This window comes from Streptomyces sp. NPDC006739 (genome assembly GCF_042869815.1).
In the GTDB taxonomy this organism is placed as follows: domain Bacteria; phylum Actinomycetota; class Actinomycetes; order Streptomycetales; family Streptomycetaceae; genus Streptomyces.
In genome coordinates, this window is record NZ_JBIAGM010000012.1 from 1 (window position 1) to 16,045 (window position 16,045).

Here is a 16,045-nt window from a genome sequence, read left to right on the forward strand (position 1 = left end):
TTCGAGGGCCTGCGTCTGATGGACGCCCTGATCGGCGTCAAACGCGGTGTCCCCGGCGCCAAGCTCCCCGAACTCAAACAACGACGGGTACGCGCGACCGCGACCGTGGACACCGAGGAGATCCCGCAGGAGGGCAACGTCCGGTCCGACGTCGCCACCGACAACCCGGTGCCGGCCCCGCCGTTCTGGGACACCCGGATCGTCAAGGGCATCCAGCTCAAGGAGTACGCCAGCTGGCTGGACGAGGGCGCGCTGTTCAAGGGCCAGTGGGGGCTGAAGCAGGCCCGCACCGGGGACGGGCCGACGTACGAGGAACTGGTCGAGACCGAGGGCCGGCCGCGTCTGCGCGGTCTCCTCGACCGGCTGCAGACCGAGAACCTCCTCGAAGCCGCCGTCGTCTACGGCTACTTCCCCTGCGTCTCCAAGGACGACGACCTGATCATCCTGGACGAGCGCGGCAACGAGCGCACCCGGTTCACCTTCCCGCGCCAGCGCCGCGGCCGCCGGCTGTGCCTGGCCGACTTCTTCCGCCCGGAGGAGTCCGGGGAGACCGACGTCGTCGGCCTCCAGGTCGTCACCGTCGGCTCCCGCATCGGCGAGGAGACCGCCAGGCTCTTCGAGTCCAACTCCTACCGTGACTACCTCGAACTGCACGGCCTGTCCGTGCAGCTGGCCGAGGCCCTCGCCGAGTACTGGCACGCCCGCGTCCGCGCCGAGCTGGGCTACGCCGGCGAGGACCCGGCCGACATGGAGGACATGTTCGCCCTGAAGTACCGGGGCGCCCGTTTCTCCCTGGGCTACGGCGCCTGCCCCGACCTGGAGGACCGCGCCAAGATCGCGGAACTTCTCCAGCCGGAACGGATCGGCGTCCACCTGTCCGAGGAGTTCCAGCTGCACCCCGAGCAGTCCACGGACGCCATCGTGATCCACCACCCGGAGGCGAAGTACTTCAACGCCCGCTGAACCCACGACGAGCCGCCGCGAGTGGCGGACGAGGCGTTTTTGTCGCCGGAGTCGTACACTGGTCGATCCACCGCAGGCCGGTTCCCGCTCGGGAACCGGCCTGATCGTCCCTCAAGGAGGTGCGCCAGGATGACCAGCACGGTCCCCGCGCTCGGAACCCGTACGGCCGAGGGCTCCGCCCTGCAGGCGGTGCTCCTCGACATGGACGGCACCCTGGTGGACACCGAGGGCTTCTGGTGGGAGGTCGAGGCCGAGGTCTTCGCCGGCCTCGGGCACCGCCTGGACGAGTCGTGGCGGCACGTGGTCGTCGGCGGCCCCATGACCCGCAGCGCCGGCTTCCTGATCGAGGCCACCGGCGCCGACATCACCCTCGCCGAGCTGACGGTCCTGCTCAACGACGGTTTCGAGGACCGCATCGGGCGCACGCTGCCGCTGATGCCGGGCGCCGCCCGCCTGCTGGCCGAGCTGTACGAGCAGAGCGTCCCCACCGCCCTGGTCTCCGCCTCGCACCGGCGCATCATCGACCGGGTGATGGCCTCCCTGGGCCCCGAGCACTTCAGCCTCTCCATCGCCGGGGACGAGGTCTCGCGCACCAAGCCCTACCCGGACCCGTATCTGCTCGCCGCCGCCGGACTCGGCGCCGACCCCACCAGATGCGCCGTCGTCGAGGACACCGCCACCGGCGTCGCCGCCGCCGAGGCGGCGGGCTGTCACGTGGTCGCCGTACCGTCCGTGGCACCCATCGCCCCCGGCGAACGCCGCACCGTCGTGACCTCCCTGGAAGAGGTCGACCTCGCATTTCTGCGCGGTCTGATGACCCAGCCGCGCTGATCGTTCACCCAGCGTGCAAAGCCCGTGGGATCTTGGACAAAAATTCGTGGCAGTACACCCAGGCGAATAAAAAGCGGACCGCGTGCCCGAATTCCGGTAACGTTCAACGCAGTTGGAAGTGTGACGTTTCCCACTTCGCGATGGGTCGACATCGTTGCGCAACGTGTGCAGGTCACCCCCGTTCAGGGGGGTCCGGCGGGACCTTGTGTCCCGATTCATGGAACGCTGCACTAATCCTGCCGCTGTCGGGTTTTCGGTGCGTCCACACCCGGTTTCACTCCGTGATGGCTGCCCGACTCACGCAACCGTGAACCCCGGTCCGGGTGCGGACTAATCTCGTCGCGAGAACATCGCCGTAACCCCCGTAGTCCGCCGCACCACCCATGCATGGCGGATACACGGAATCGAACAGCTCTGGAGAAACTCCCGCATGAACCGCAAGACTTTGGTGCTGCCGGCAGTGGCCGGCCTGCTCACGCCGGTTCTCGCCGCCTGTGGCGGATCCGGCAGCGGGAGCAAGAGCGGCGGCGCCATCGTCGTCGGCACCACGGACCGGTTCACGGCCACCAGCGACGCCCCCGCGCCGCTCGACCCGGCCTACGCCTATGACGTCGGCACCTGGAACATCCTGCGCCAGAGCGTGCAGACCCTGATGACCCAGCCCAAGGGCGAGGGCAACCCCGTGCCCGAGGCCGCCGAGAGCTGCGCCTTCACCGACAGCGGCAACGAGCGCTACGCCTGCAAGCTGCGCGACGGCCTCAAGTTCGCCAACGGTGACCCCGTCACCGCCCAGGACGTCAAGTACTCCATCGAGCGAGCCCTGCGGATCAAGGCCGACAGCGGTGTGTTCGCCCTGCTGTCCACCATCGACACCGTCGAGACCCAGGGGGACCGCGAGGTCATCTTCCACCTCAACGCGGCCGACGCCACCTTCCCGTACAAGCTGTCCACGCCGGTGGCGGGCATCATCAACCCCAAGGACTACCCGAAGGACAAGCTGCGCGACGGCTTCTCCATGGACGGCTCCGGCCCCTACACCTTCCAGGCCGACGTCAAGAACAACGCCATCGTCCAGGCCACCTTCACCAAGAACCCCAACTACAAGGGCAGTGTGCAGGTCGCCAACGACAAGGTCGTGATGCGCTCCTACGACGACGCGGCCGCCATGGGCACCGCCATCGACAAGGGCGACATCGACGTCATGACCCGCACGATGACGCCCTCGCAGATCCAGAAGCTCGACGCCGGCTCCGACAGCAAGGTCGACCTGGTCGAGATGCCCGGCCTGGAGATCCGCTACCTGGCCTTCAACACCAACGCCCCCACGGTGAAGAACAAGGCCGTGCGCCAGGCGATGGCCCAGATCATCAACCGCGGCGAACTCGTCTCCAAGGTCTACGGCTCCCAGGCCGAAGCGCTGTACTCGCTGGTCCCGGCCACCGTCACCGGCCACTCCAACTCGTTCTTCAACAAGTACGGCGAGCCCAGCGCCACCAAGGCCAAGGCCCTGCTCGCCGCGGCCAACATCACCACCCCGGTGAAGGTGACCCTGCACTACACCACCGACCACTACGGCGCCGCCACCAAGCAGGAGTTCGAGGTCCTGCAGAAGCAGCTGAACGACAGCGGCCTGTTCGACGTCACCATCCAGGGCTCGCCCTGGGAGACCTTCCGGCCCGCCGAGAAGAAGGGCAAGTACGACGTCTACGGCATGGGCTGGTTCCCCGACTTCCCGGACGCCGACAACTTCCTGGCGCCCTTCCTCGACAAGGACAACTTCCTCGGCTCGCCGTACAACAACCCGCTCATCCAGCACACGCTGATCCCGAATTCCCGCCGCCAGGCCGACCGCCTCACCGCCTCCAGCAGCCTCACGGAGATCCAGGACAAGGTCGCCGACGACGTCCCCGTGCTGCCCCTGTGGCAGGGCAAGCAGTACGTCGCCGCACGTGACAACATCACGGGCGTCTCCTACGCGCTCAACTCGTCCTCCACCCTCCAGCTGTGGGAGCTGAGCCGTGGCGTGAGCGGCTGATCCGGAGCACCGGCCGAGCCGAAGGGCGCCCACTCCAGGGGAGAGGGCGCCCTTCGCGCTCATGAGGTGTCCGCCGCCGCTACTGCGCGCCGGGACGCACCAGCCCGCTCTCGTACGCGTACACCGCCGCCTGCACCCGGTCGCGCAGTCCCAGCTTGGTCAGCACATGCCCGACATGCGTCTTCACGGTGGTCTCGCTGACGAACAGATCGGCGGCGATCTCCGCGTTCGACAGCCCCCGGGCCACCAGCTTCAGCACCTCGACCTCACGGTCGGTGAGCGTGTTCAGCGTGTCCGGCACCGGCTCCTCGCCGGACGGCAGATGGGTGGCGTACTTGTCCAGCAGCCGGCGGGTGATGCTGGGCGCGAGCATGGCCTCGCCCCCGGCCACCACCCGGATCGCCTGGACGAGTTCGTCGGCGGGCGCGTCCTTCAGCAGGAAGCCGCTCGCCCCGGCCCGCAGGGCCTCCACCACGTACTCGTCGAGGTCGAACGTGGTCAGCACGAGCACCTTCGCCGGGCCGTCACGGCCGGGGCCGGTGATCTGCCGGGTCGCCTCCACCCCGTCCATGCGCGGCATGCGGATGTCCATCAGCACCACATCGGGCTGCAGGACGCGCACCTGGTCGAGGGCCTGGAGGCCGTCCCCGGCCTCGCCCACGACCGCGATGTCCTGCTCGGCCTCCAGGATCATCCGGAAGCCGGTACGCAGCAGGGGCTGGTCGTCGACCAGTAGGACGCGGATGGCCACGTAAGTCTCCTTCGCTAGTCCGCGCCCATTCTGCCCTGCGGCACGGCACCGGACTCGGCCGCCCTCACCGGCAGGGGGTAGGGCGGGGGAGTGCCGCCGAACTCCGGGCAGTGCTCCTGGTGATCGCACCAGCCGCACAGCTTCGTCGGCCGCGGCCGCCACTCGCCCGTCTCGGTGGCCTCCCGGATGGCCTCCCACAGGGCGAGCAGCTTGCGCTCGACGCGCCGCAGGTCCGCCAGGTCGGGGTCGTAGGTGAGGACGTCACCGCTGCCGAGGTAGACGAGCTGCAGCCGGCGCGGGACGACGTTCTTCAGCCGCCACACCACCAGCGCATAGAATTTCATCTGGAACAGCGCGCCCTCCGCGTACTCCGGCCGGGGGGCCTTACCGGTCTTGTAGTCGACGATCCGCACCTCGCCGGTCGGGGCGACGTCGACCCGGTCGATGATCCCGCGCAGCCGCAGGCCCGAGTCCAGCTCGGCCTCCACGAACAGCTCCCGCTCGGCCGGCTCCAGCCGGGTCGGGTCCTCCAGGGTGAACCAGCGCTCGACCAGCCGCTCGGCCTCCTCCAGCCACCGGGCCAGCCGCTCGCCCCCGGGATCGTCCGCGAACAGCTCCACCACCTCGGGCTTCGTCTCCCGCAACCGGTCCCACTGCCCGGGGATCAGCGACTTGGCACGCGGCGCGGTCCGCTCCGCCGCGGGCGCGTCGAACAGCCGCTCGAGCACCGCGTGCACGAGGGTGCCCCGCGTCGCCGCCGCGCTCGGCTTCTCCGGCAGCCGGTCGATCACCCGGAACCGGTACAGCAACGGACACTGCATGAAGTCACCGGCGCGGGACGGCGACAACGAGGCGGGCGCGGCGGCCGGCCGGCCGGCCGGAACCCCCGTGCCCCCCGTGCCCGCACCGGTGCCCGCGGCCGGGTCGGTGTCCGTCGCCGCGCCGAGCGGCTCCGTCCGCGCCGGCTCGCCCGCCGCGGACACCGCGACGGCGGCCGCCGACCCGGGCGGACCCCCGCCCGTCGGATCCGCCGACCCCGCCGGAGCCGCCTCGGCGCCCTCGCCGTCCCGGGCGCCCGGCGCCCCCTCGATGCTGCTGTCCATGACCACAGACCATACGGGCCGCCACTGACAGTGACCCAGTCGCATGCCGCGTCCGCCGGGCGGGGCGGGCGGACTCAGGGGTGCCGGAGCGGAACGCCGTACGACGGACGCATACCATCGACCGCAGACCCCTCCGCCCGGCAGGCGCGGAGGACGCTTCGAACGAGGGGACACCGTGGACGTGAGCGGCGGGAGCGGGCAGCCGCGGTCCGGCAACGACGAGCCGGCCGAGCACCCCGCAGGTCCTACGGCCCCGGCCACCGAACACCCCGGGCCGCGGCCCGACGACGCCCCCACTCCCGAGAACCCCGACGCCACCGACCCCACCGACGCCCCCCATGGCACCGGCGACCCCGACGCCACCGACCCCACCGACGCCCCCCACGGCACCGGCGAGCCCGAAACCGCCGCCGACGACACCGCGGACACCACCCCCGCCGACGGCCCCGAACCCCGCTCCCACGCCGAATCCGGCATCGCCAAGGGCAAACCGCCCCAGCGCCCCAAGGAACCCGGCGGCGGACTGCTCATGGGCCGCCCCTTCGGCGTACCCGTCTACGTGGCGCCCAGCTGGTTCCTCGTCGCCGCGCTGATCACCTGGGTCTTCGGCGGCCAGCTCGACCGCGTCCTGCCCGACCTGGGCGCCGCCCGCTACCTGGTCTCCCTCTTCTTCGCCGTCGCCTTCTACGCCTCCGTCCTGGTCCACGAGCTGGCCCACACGGTCGCCGCCATCCGGTTCGAACTCCCGGTCCGCCGCATCCAGCTCCAGTTCTTCGGCGGCGTCTCCGAGATCGAGAAGGAGGCCGAGACCCCCGGCCGCGAATTCGTCCTCGCCTTCGTCGGCCCCCTGTTCTCCCTCATCCTGGCCGGTGTCTTCTACCTGGCCATGAAGCCCGTCCAGCCCGGCACCGTCCCCGGCGTCCTGCTGGCCGGCCTGATGATCTCCAACCTCATCGTGGCCGCCTTCAACCTCCTGCCCGGCCTCCCCCTCGACGGCGGCCGCATGCTCCGCGCCGTCGTCTGGAAGATCACCGGCAAACCCATGAGCGGCACCATCGCCGCCGCCTGGGTCGGCCGCGCCCTCGCACTGTCCGTCCTCGTCGGCCTCCCCGTGCTCAACCAGTCCGGCGCCCTCGGAAACAGCGGCCAGGACATCAGCGGCATGGACACCGTCACCGACGCGCTGCTCGCCGCCATCCTCGCCGCCATCATCTGGACCGGCGCCGGCAACAGCCTGCGCATGGCCCGCCTGCGCGAACACCTCCCCGAACTGCGCGCCCGCGCCCTCACCCGCCGCGCCGTCCCCGTCGAGAACGACACCCCCCTCTCCGAGGCCCTGCGCCGCGCCAACGCCGCCGGCGCCCGCGCCCTCGTCGTCGTCGACGCCGACGGCACCCCCCTCTCCCTCGTCCGCGAGGCCGCCATCGTCGGCGTACCCGAACACCGCCGCCCCTGGGTGGCCGTCAGCGGACTCGCCCAGGAACTCACCGACGGCATGCGCGTCTCCGCCGAACTGGCCGGAGAGGAACTCCTCGACGTCCTGCGCGCCACCCCCGCCACCGAGTACCTCGTGGTCGAGGAGACCGGCGAGATCTACGGCGTCCTGTCCGCCGCCGACGTCGAACGCGCCTTCGTGAAAGCCATGGCCCGCCCCACCCCCTGACCGTGGTCGGCGGCCCACGCAAACGCCGGTAGTCTGGTCACATGTCCGAACCGACCGGTGCCGCCCGCAGGCGCGGGCCCTTCAAGGTCGGGGACCAGGTTCAGCTGACCGACCCCAAGGGCCGCCACTACACGTTCACGCTCGAAGCCGGGAAGAACTTCCACACCCACAAGGGTTCCTTCCCGCACGACGAACTGATCGGCGCTCCCGAGGGCAGCGTTGTCCGCACCACCGGAAACGTCGCCTACCTCGCGCTGCGCCCCCTGCTCCCCGACTACGTCCTGTCCATGCCCCGCGGGGCAGCCGTCGTCTACCCCAAGGACGCGGGGCACATCCTCGCCTTCGCCGACATCTTCCCCGGCGCACGCGTCGTCGAGGCCGGCGTCGGCTCCGGCTCGCTCAGCAGCTTCCTGCTGCGCGCCATCGGCGACCAGGGCATGCTGCACTCCTACGAGCGCCGCGAGGACTTCGCCGAGATCGCCAAGCAGAACGTCGAGCGCTACTTCGGCGGCCCCCACCCCGCCTGGCAGCTCACCGTCGGCGACCTCCAGGACAACCTGTCCGACACCGACGTCGACCGCGTCATCCTCGACATGCTCGCCCCCTGGGAGTGCCTGGAGGCCGTCTCCAAGGCACTCGTCCCCGGCGGCATCGTGTGCTGCTACGTGGCCACCACCACGCAGCTCGCCCGGACCGTGGAGTCCATCCGCGAGATCGGCTGCTTCAACGAGCCGACCTCCTGGGAGACGATGATCCGCAACTGGCACATCGAGGGCCTGGCCGTCCGCCCCGACCACCGGATGATCGGCCACACCGGCTTCCTGCTCACCGCCCGCCGCCTCGCCGACGGCGTCGAGCCCCCCATGCGCCGCCGCCGCCCCGCCAAGGGCGCCTACGGCGAGGACTACGCCGGCCCCAACGCCGACGGCGGCGCCGGCCGCTGACCCGCCGCCCGCACACTCCAACGCACGAGCGCCGAGACACAGTTCCCACCACCCACCCGGAACTGAGCCCCGGCGCTCGCGCATTGACCGGGCGTCAAGCCACCGGAGCAGAAACCGCGTTCTGCCCCGATCCGGCCTCTCCGACCCATCCCACCTGCGGAATTCCGGACCCCGCCGTTCCCCCGCACTGTGACGTGTGGCACCATGCTGGCCACCCCACCGGCACAGCCCTCACAGGAGACACTCCTAGTGCAGCAATCCGCCGTTCCGGAGCTAGCCCACACCCACACCACGCCCCTCCACTGGGTCGCCACCGCCACGGCCGTCGCCGGTGTGGTCGCCCTCTCCTCCGTCCTGCAGCCCGGCTCGGCCAAGGCCGCCCAGCCCGGCGCCCCGGAAACAAAATCCGCACCCGCGGCCGCCGCCCCCGGCACCACCGGCGTCGACTTCCCCCTCAGCTGCGGAAACGCCAAGGCCCTGGTGGTCAAGAAAGCGTCCGGAGACCTCGACGGCGACGGCAGACCCGAGACGGTCGCCGTGGTGCACTGCGACACCGCGATGGGCACCCCACCGGACGGCGTCTACGTCCTCACCCGCGCCGCCGACGGCGGCGCACCCCGGGTCGTGGCCACCCTCGTCGCCCCCAAGGACCGGCTCACCGTCGCGGACTTCACCGTCCGCGCGGGAACCGTCCGCGCCACCCTGCTCGGCTACTCCTCGTCCGACGTACCCAATTGCTGCCCCGACCTGAAGACCGGCGCCAAGTGGCAGTGGAACGGCACCGCTTTCGTCCGCTCCACGCCGGCGGCGGCCCACAGCGTGTGAACGCCCCGAAGCGCCCCGGACTCGAGGACGATCAGAGAATCACTCGGCGTCCGGGCCGTACACCTCGACCTTGTCCGAAACCCGGCGCACATGGATGCACTCACCCGGGCACTCCTTCGCCGAGTCCACCACGTCCGTGAGCAGGGGCAGCGGCACGGGCGTTGTGGCCCCCTCGGCCTGCAGCAGCTCGTCGTCCGCGCCCTTCACATAGGCCAGCCCGTCGATGTCCAGCTCGAACACCTCAGGGGCGTACTGGGCGCAGATCCCGTCGCCCGTACACAGGTCCTGGTCGATCCAGACCTCCAGCGCCTCGCTGCCGCCCGGGGCCTCCTGCTGCACGGTCATCCCTCCTGCCGATCGGTGCGCCGAGCCGGACGGGAGGAATCCGGCCAGCTCCGACGGACGTTGAACCACTCGACCCTACCTCCGCCCGGCCACCACCCCCGGCCCCCCGAACACCGCCATACCGTGACACATCCCACCGACATCGTCGCTCTGTGTCATGATCGGAAAACGCCCGCGGGCCCCGCCCGCACCCGCCCGACCAGCCACAGCGGACCCCGGACCGGACAACTCCGCCCACCCGCGAAGGGTTTTGACCTCTCCAGGCGTGGAACAGGCGGCTTCCGAATCACGTTGAGTGGGTATCCCTCGGCGTGAGGGAGAGCGCACCGGGTGACCGACGACACACCTTGACAGTCTTTGTGATCTAGGGGTTTCAATCGACACCCACCCAGGTAGGGTCTGGAAGCGTCCAGCTCCCCTTGGAGGAGGTGAGGACCGTGGCAGCCCACGACGACGACATGAACCGCGGCATCCGCCCGGGACGAGGGTCCGACGACCCGGCCGGGCAGATTGCCTACCTTGAGCAGGAGATCGCCGTCCTGCGACGCAAGCTCGCCGACTCTCCGCGGCACACGAGGATTCTCGAAGAGCGGATCGTCGAGCTGCAGACCAACCTGGCCGGCGTGTCCGCCCAGAACGAGCGACTCGCCAACACACTCCGCGAGGCCCGCGACCAGATCGTGGCCCTCAAGGAGGAAGTCGACCGGCTCGCTCAGCCACCGGCCGGCTTCGGCGTCTTCCTGCAGGCCAACGAGGACGGCACCGCCGACATCTTCACCGGCGGCCGCAAACTGCGGGTGAACGTCAGCCCCAGCGTCGAGGTCGACGACCTCAGGCGCGGCCAGGAAGTCATGCTCAACGAAGCGCTCAACGTGGTCGAAGCCATGGAGTTCGAGCGCGTCGGGGACATCGTCACCCTCAAGGAGATCCTCGAGGACGGCGAGCGGGCCCTAGTGCTCGGGCACACCGACGAGGAACGGGTGGTACGGCTCGCCGAGCCGCTGCTGGACGTCACCATCCGCCCCGGCGACGCCCTGCTGCTCGAACCCCGCTCCGGCTACGTCTACGAGATCGTCCCCAAGAGCGAGGTCGAGGAACTCGTCCTCGAAGAGGTCCCCGACATCGGCTACGAGCAGATCGGCGGCCTCGGCGGCCAGATCGAGGCCATCCGCGACGCGGTCGAGCTGCCGTACCTCTACCCCGACCTCTTCAAGGAGCACGAGCTGCGCCCGCCGAAGGGAGTCCTCCTCTACGGACCTCCCGGATGCGGCAAGACGCTCATCGCCAAGGCCGTCGCCAACTCGCTCGCCAAGAAGGTCGCCGAGGTCACCGGCCAGGCCGCCGGCAAGAGCTTCTTCCTCAACATCAAGGGCCCCGAGCTGCTCAACAAGTACGTCGGCGAGACCGAGCGGCAGATCCGCCTCGTCTTCCAGCGTGCTCGCGAGAAGGCCAGCGAGGGCACCCCCGTGATCGTCTTCTTCGACGAGATGGAATCCCTCTTCCGCACCCGCGGCTCCGGTGTCAGCTCGGACGTGGAGAACACCATCGTCCCGCAGCTGCTCGCCGAGATCGACGGCGTGGAAGGCCTGCAGAACGTGGTCGTGATCGGCGCCTCCAACCGCGAGGACATGATCGACCCCGCCATCCTGCGCCCCGGCCGCCTCGACGTGAAGATCAAGATCGAGCGCCCCGACGCCGAAGCCGCCAAGGACATCTTCGGCAAGTACCTCACCGAGCGCCTCCCGCTGCACGGCGACGACCTCGGCGAGCACGGCGGCAGCAAGGCCACCACCGTCCAGAGCATGATCCAGACGGCAGTGGAACACATGTACGCAGAATCCGAGGAAAACCGCTTCCTGGAGGTCACCTACGCCAACGGCGACAAGGAAGTCCTCTACTTCAAGGACTTCAATTCCGGCGCCATGATCGAGAACATCGTGGGCCGCGCCAAGAAAATGGCGATCAAGGACTTCCTGGAGCACGACCAGAAGGGCCTCCGCGTCTCCCACCTGCTCCAGGCCTGCGTGGACGAGTTCAAGGAGAACGAGGACCTGCCCAACACCACCAACCCGGACGACTGGGCCCGCATCTCCGGAAAGAAGGGCGAGCGGATCGTCTACATCCGCACCCTCATCACCGGAAAGCAGGGCGCGGACACCGGGCGCTCCATCGACACGGTGGCGAACACCGGCCAGTACCTGTAAAAGCAGGGCGGCTGCGGGTGCCCTCACCGGGTACCCGCAGCCGACTGTTTTTCCGGCCACGGCTGGAGCAGGCAATGACGCAAATGATCTCCCCACCAGCGCAAAGGCGTTCTAGGCTCTTTCCTACCGCCGAGTCGCGCAGTGCGGGGACGGGCACCGCACACGCACCGGAGCGCCAGCGGTACTTGAGCGGCGTCCACGACCGAGGGTGCCGCCGGGCAAGGAGGGCCGCATGACCGTACGGCGAGTAATGGGCATCGAGACGGAGTACGGGATCTCCGTCCCCGGTCACCCCAACGCCAATGCCATGCTCACCTCGTCCCAGATCGTCAACGCCTACGCGGCGGCGATGCACCGGGCCCGACGGGCCCGCTGGGACTTCGAGGAGGAGAACCCGCTGCGGGACGCGCGAGGCTTCGACCTCGCCCGAGAGGCCGCCGACTCCAGCCAGCTCACCGACGAGGACATCGGCCTCGCCAACGTGATCCTCACCAACGGCGCCCGGCTCTACGTGGACCACGCACACCCCGAGTACAGCGCACCGGAGGTCACCAACCCCCGCGACGCCGTCCTCTGGGACAAGGCCGGCGAACGGATCATGGCCGAGGCCGCCGAGCGCGCCGCACAGCTCCCGGGCGCCCAGCCGATCCACCTCTACAAGAACAACACCGACAACAAGGGGGCCTCCTACGGCACCCACGAGAACTACCTGATGAAGCGGGAAACCGCCTTCTCGGACATCGTGCGCCACCTCACGCCGTTCTTCGTCTCCCGCCAGGTCGTCACCGGGGCGGGCCGCGTCGGCATCGGCCAGGACGGCCACGAGCACGGCTTCCAGCTCAGCCAGCGCGCGGACTACTTCGAGGTCGAGGTCGGCCTGGAGACCACCCTGAAGCGCCCGATCATCAACACCCGGGACGAACCCCACGCGGACGCGGAGAAATACCGCCGCCTCCACGTGATCATCGGCGACGCGAACCTGTCGGAGATCTCCACCTACCTGAAGCTCGGCACCACCGCACTGGTCCTGTCCATGATCGAGGACGGCTTCATCGCCGTCGACCTGGCCGTCGACCAGCCCGTACGCACCCTCCACCAGGTCTCCCACGACCCCACCCTCAAGCGCCTGGTCACCCTGCGCAGCGGTCGCACACTCACCGCGGTCCAGTTGCAGATGGAGTACTTCGAGCTGTCGCGCAAGTACGTCGAGGAGCGCTTCGGGGCGGACGCCGACGAACAGACCAAGGACGTCCTCTCCCGCTGGGAGGACACCCTCAACCGGCTGGAGAACGACCCGATGAGCCTCGCCGGCGAACTCGACTGGGTCGCCAAGCGGGAACTGATGGAGGGCTACCGCCGCCGCGACGGCCTCGACTGGGACGCGGCCAAGCTGCACCTCCTCGACCTCCAGTACGCCGACGTACGGGCCGAGAAGGGCCTGTACAACCGTCTGGCGGCCCGTGGACGCATGAAGCGGCTGCTGGACGAGGCGGAGGTCGAGCGGGCCCGTACGAAGCCACCTGAGGACACCCGCGCGTACTTCCGCGGACGCTGTCTGGAGCAGTACGCGGACGACGTCGCGGCGGCCTCCTGGGACTCGGTCATCTTCGACCTGCCGGGCCGGGACTCCCTCCAGCGGGTCCCAACCCTCGAACCACTACGCGGAACGCGAAATCACGTCAAGGAGCTGCTGGACCGCTGCCGTACGGCAGAAGACCTGGTCAGGGTGCTGTCAGGCGGCTGAGCGGGTACTCGGGACCGGCTCGGCCCAGCAGGGTGGAAAAGCCGGCGTCCGGGAATCATCGAGGTGGCCCCCGGACGTTGAGTCAACTGCGGGGCCGATGTCGGACCCTGCTTGTAGGGTCTGATCACGAACGTCGAACCGAGCGGGGTGAGGGTTATGGCGACCAAGGACACCGGCGGCGGCCAGCAGAAGGCGACGCGCTCCACGGAAGAGGTCGAGGAGCAGGCACAGGAGGCGCAGGGCTCCGAGGACCTCAAGGAGCGCCACGAGAAGCTGAGCGACGACGTGGACTCCGTCCTGGACGAAATCGATGATGTGCTCGAGGAGAACGCAGAGGATTTCGTTCGCTCCTTCGTGCAAAAAGGTGGCCAGTAGGCCTCTTTTTCCTTGGAATCGAAGGCTGGTGGCTAGCGGGGGATTCGAGTGCAAGGCGATCAGGATCTGAAGCGCTGCCCGCGGTGCAGGGAGGACAAGCCGCGGGCAGCCTTCGCAAGTAACAAGTCGATGCGTGATGGGCTGCAGGTCTATTGCCGGGGATGCGCATCCGCGTACCACCAGGCGAGGCAGGTGGCCAAGGGACGCAACGTGCGGCCACGGGTGGAAGCGCCTGCGGGGCATAAGTACTGCCGAACGTGCGGGGAGATCCAACCGCACAGTGAATGGACGCGTAATCGCAGCGCATCGGACGGTCTCGCGACGCTCTGCAAGTCATGCAAGGCCGTCAAGGGCCGCGCTGGACATCTGAAGCGCCAGTACGGCATCACCGAAGCCGAGCGTGACGAGCTGGTCGCCTCTCAAGGGGGCGTCTGCTGCATATGTTTGGCGGCTGTGCCCGAGCATGTGGATCACTGCCACAAGACGGGTAGGGTCCGAGGCGTACTGTGCTTCAGCTGCAATGCCGCACTGGGGCAGTTCAAGGATCGGCCCGACGTCATAAGGCGGGCTGCTGCTTACGTGGAAGGAATCGCGTGGAAGCCAACACTCGTAGCACCGGGCGTCTACCAGCTGCCTTCCTGACGCCTGGGTCCTCGTCCTTCATGGACTTCCTGTCGGAGCACCAGCCGGAGATGCTGCCGGGCAACCGGCAGTTGCCCCCGACGCAGGGTGTGGTCGAGGCGCCGCACGGGACGACCATCGTGGCCGTGACGTTCCCCGGTGGTGTCGTGCTGGCCGGTGACCGGCGCGCGACCATGGGCAACGTCATCGCCCAGCGGGACATCGAGAAGGTGTTCCCGGCGGACGAGTACTCGGCCGTCGGCATCGCCGGCACGGCGGGTCTCGCCGTGGAGATGGTCAAGCTCTTCCAGCTGGAGCTGGAGCACTTCGAGAAGGTCGAGGGCGCCCAGCTGTCGCTGGAGGGCAAGGCGAACCGCCTGTCGACGATGATCCGCTCGAATCTGGGCATGGCCATGCAGGGGCTGGCCGTGGTCCCGCTCTTCGCCGGCTACGACGTGGACCGGGGGAAGGGCCGCATCTTCTCCTACGACGTCACCGGCGGCCGTTCCGAGGAGCAGAACTACGCGTCGACGGGTTCCGGCTCGATCTTCGCGCGTGGTGCCATGAAGAAGCTGTTCCGTGAGGACCTGACCGAGGAGCAGGCCACGACCCTGGTGGTCCAGGCCCTGTACGACGCGGCCGACGACGACTCGGCGACCGGTGGTCCCGATGTCGCCCGCCGGATCTACCCGATCATCACGGTGATCACCGAGGACGGCTTCCGCCGGCTCACCGAGGACGAGGCGTCCGAGCTGTCCCGCGCGGTGCTCGAGCGCCGCTTGGAGCAGCCCGACGGCCCCAGGGCCGCCCTGCTCTGAGCGCGGGCCCCGGTTCTTTTTCAAGGTGATCCAGTGACCATGACAGAAAGGGACGGATAACCGGTGTCGACGCCGTTCTATGTCTCCCCCCAGCAGGCCATGGCCGACCGCGCGGAGTACGCCCGCAAGGGCATCGCGCGTGGCCGGAGCCTCGTGGTGCTCCAGTACGCCGACGGCATCGTGTTCGTCGGCGAGAACCCGTCCCGTGCGCTGCACAAGTTCAGCGAGATCTACGACCGGATCGGCTTCGCCGCCGCCGGCAAGTACAACGAGTACGAGAACCTGCGGATCGGTGGTGTGCGGTACGCGGATCTGCGGGGTTACACCTATGACCGGGACGATGTGACCGCGCGGGGTCTGGCCAACGTCTACGCCCAGACGCTGGGCACGATCTTCTCGTCCGCTGCGGAGAAGCCGTACGAGGTGGAGCTGGTGGTCGCCGAGGTCGGTGAGACCCCGGAGGGCGACCAGATCTACCGTCTGCCGCACGACGGGTCGATCGTGGACGAGCACGGTTCGGTCGCGGTCGGCGGCAACGCCGAGCAGATCAGCGGTTTCCTCGACCAGCGGCATCAGGACGGCATGTCGCTGGCGGAGGGTCTGAAGCTGGCCGTGCAGGCGCTTTCGCGGGACACCAACGGCACGGAGCGGGAGATCCCGGCCGAGCGCCTGGAGGTCGCCGTACTGGACCGTACGCGGCCGCAGAAGCGCAAGTTCAAGCGGATCGTGGGCCGTCAGCTGGCGCGTCTGCTGGAGGCGGACGGTGCGGCCACGGAGGCGGAGAGCTCGGAGGAGGAGTAGCCGCCCGCGCGTGTCGTGTCGT

General features: G+C 69.2%; 15 protein-coding genes. 12 read left to right on the forward strand and 3 right to left on the reverse strand.

Annotation, left to right across the window (positions count from 1 at the left end):
- The 3 genes from ACFYMM_RS23355 to ACFYMM_RS23365 all read left to right on the forward strand — a co-directional run.
- Window positions 1-963 (forward strand): vitamin B12 dependent-methionine synthase activation domain-containing protein (locus tag ACFYMM_RS23355; protein WP_388389573.1); only part of this gene is annotated, 963 nt, incomplete at its 5' end.
- A gap of 129 nt (window positions 964-1,092) precedes the next feature.
- Window positions 1,093-1,794, forward strand: a complete 702-nt coding sequence (locus tag ACFYMM_RS23360; protein ID WP_388389575.1) for an HAD family hydrolase — start codon at window positions 1,093-1,095, stop codon at window positions 1,792-1,794.
- Window positions 1,795-2,224: 430 nt separating this feature from the next.
- Entirely contained in the window at window positions 2,225-3,829 is a 1,605-nt protein-coding gene (locus ACFYMM_RS23365) for an ABC transporter substrate-binding protein (RefSeq protein ID WP_388389577.1), read from the forward strand.
- A 79-nt stretch (window positions 3,830-3,908) separates the two neighbouring features.
- On the opposite strand, the gene ACFYMM_RS23370 is transcribed toward ACFYMM_RS23365, so the two are convergent.
- Together ACFYMM_RS23370 and ACFYMM_RS23375 are read right to left on the reverse strand one after the other, a co-directional pair.
- Window positions 3,909-4,580: a response regulator gene (locus ACFYMM_RS23370; protein ID WP_388389579.1), complete on the reverse strand. Its 672-nt coding sequence runs from the start codon at window positions 4,578-4,580 to the stop codon at window positions 3,909-3,911.
- A gap of 14 nt (window positions 4,581-4,594) precedes the next feature.
- A complete protein-coding gene (locus ACFYMM_RS23375) occupies window positions 4,595-5,683 on the reverse strand; it encodes a RecB family exonuclease (RefSeq protein ID WP_388389581.1) in 1,089 nt (362 codons plus the stop codon).
- 175 nt (window positions 5,684-5,858) lie between these two features.
- On the opposite strand from ACFYMM_RS23375, the gene ACFYMM_RS23380 reads away from it, so the two are divergent.
- The 3 genes from ACFYMM_RS23380 to ACFYMM_RS23390 all read left to right on the forward strand — a co-directional run bounded on the left by ACFYMM_RS23380 (window position 5,859) and on the right by ACFYMM_RS23390 (window position 9,115).
- Window positions 5,859-7,346 (forward strand): site-2 protease family protein, encoded by a 1,488-nt coding sequence (locus tag ACFYMM_RS23380; protein WP_388389583.1) that lies wholly within the window; start codon window positions 5,859-5,861, stop codon window positions 7,344-7,346.
- Between the two features lie 41 nt (window positions 7,347-7,387).
- Window positions 7,388-8,290, forward strand: coding sequence for a tRNA (adenine-N1)-methyltransferase (locus ACFYMM_RS23385; protein WP_388389585.1), 903 nt, complete (start codon window positions 7,388-7,390; stop codon window positions 8,288-8,290).
- A gap of 249 nt (window positions 8,291-8,539) precedes the next feature.
- The gene (locus ACFYMM_RS23390) at window positions 8,540-9,115 is read left to right on the forward strand and encodes a hypothetical protein (protein WP_388389587.1); all 576 of its coding nucleotides are present in this window, start codon (window positions 8,540-8,542) and stop codon (window positions 9,113-9,115) included.
- 39 nt (window positions 9,116-9,154) lie between these two features.
- On the opposite strand, the gene ACFYMM_RS23395 is transcribed toward ACFYMM_RS23390, so the two are convergent.
- Window positions 9,155-9,460: a ferredoxin gene (locus ACFYMM_RS23395; protein WP_388389590.1), complete on the reverse strand. Its 306-nt coding sequence runs from the start codon at window positions 9,458-9,460 to the stop codon at window positions 9,155-9,157.
- A 437-nt stretch (window positions 9,461-9,897) separates the two neighbouring features.
- Here ACFYMM_RS23395 and arc point away from each other — a divergent pair, with 437 nt between their 5' ends.
- From arc to prcA, 6 genes are all read left to right on the forward strand, one after another.
- Window positions 9,898-11,664 (forward strand): proteasome ATPase, encoded by a 1,767-nt coding sequence (gene arc / locus ACFYMM_RS23400; RefSeq protein ID WP_388389592.1) that lies wholly within the window; start codon window positions 9,898-9,900, stop codon window positions 11,662-11,664.
- A gap of 232 nt (window positions 11,665-11,896) precedes the next feature.
- Window positions 11,897-13,408, forward strand: a complete 1,512-nt coding sequence (gene dop, locus ACFYMM_RS23405) for a depupylase/deamidase Dop (RefSeq protein WP_388389594.1) — start codon at window positions 11,897-11,899, stop codon at window positions 13,406-13,408.
- 156 nt (window positions 13,409-13,564) lie between these two features.
- Window positions 13,565-13,783, forward strand: a complete 219-nt coding sequence (locus ACFYMM_RS23410) for a ubiquitin-like protein Pup (RefSeq protein ID WP_388389596.1) — start codon at window positions 13,565-13,567, stop codon at window positions 13,781-13,783.
- 48 nt (window positions 13,784-13,831) lie between these two features.
- Window positions 13,832-14,425 carry an endonuclease VII domain-containing protein gene (locus ACFYMM_RS23415; RefSeq protein WP_388389599.1) on the forward strand — a complete coding sequence of 198 codons (594 nt, stop codon included), beginning with the start codon at window positions 13,832-13,834 and terminating at the stop codon, window positions 14,423-14,425.
- Complete coding sequence (prcB, locus tag ACFYMM_RS23420) at window positions 14,377-15,222, forward strand: proteasome subunit beta (RefSeq protein WP_388389602.1); 846 nt, start codon at window positions 14,377-14,379, stop codon at window positions 15,220-15,222. Before ACFYMM_RS23415 ends, prcB begins: the two co-directional genes overlap by 49 nt.
- A 63-nt stretch (window positions 15,223-15,285) precedes the next feature.
- The gene (prcA, locus tag ACFYMM_RS23425) at window positions 15,286-16,023 is read left to right on the forward strand and encodes a proteasome subunit alpha (protein ID WP_388389604.1); all 738 of its coding nucleotides are present in this window, start codon (window positions 15,286-15,288) and stop codon (window positions 16,021-16,023) included.
- Window positions 16,024-16,045 lie beyond the last annotated feature (22 nt).

What these genes read in the sequence shown, in the direction of transcription:
- dop (WP_388389594.1), top strand. Translation starts at nt 11,897, where the DNA reads ATGACCGTACGGCGAGTAATGGGCATCGAGACGGAGTACGGGATCTCC.
- ACFYMM_RS23395 (WP_388389590.1), bottom strand. Translation starts at nt 9,460, where the DNA reads ATGACCGTGCAGCAGGAGGCCCCGGGCGGCAGCGAGGCGCTGGAGGTC.
- ACFYMM_RS23410 (WP_388389596.1), top strand. Translation starts at nt 13,565, where the DNA reads ATGGCGACCAAGGACACCGGCGGCGGCCAGCAGAAGGCGACGCGCTCC.
- ACFYMM_RS23375 (WP_388389581.1), bottom strand. Translation starts at nt 5,683, where the DNA reads ATGGACAGCAGCATCGAGGGGGCGCCGGGCGCCCGGGACGGCGAGGGC.
- ACFYMM_RS23360 (WP_388389575.1), top strand. Translation starts at nt 1,093, where the DNA reads ATGACCAGCACGGTCCCCGCGCTCGGAACCCGTACGGCCGAGGGCTCC.
- ACFYMM_RS23365 (WP_388389577.1), top strand. Translation starts at nt 2,225, where the DNA reads ATGAACCGCAAGACTTTGGTGCTGCCGGCAGTGGCCGGCCTGCTCACG.
- ACFYMM_RS23385 (WP_388389585.1), top strand. Translation starts at nt 7,388, where the DNA reads ATGTCCGAACCGACCGGTGCCGCCCGCAGGCGCGGGCCCTTCAAGGTC.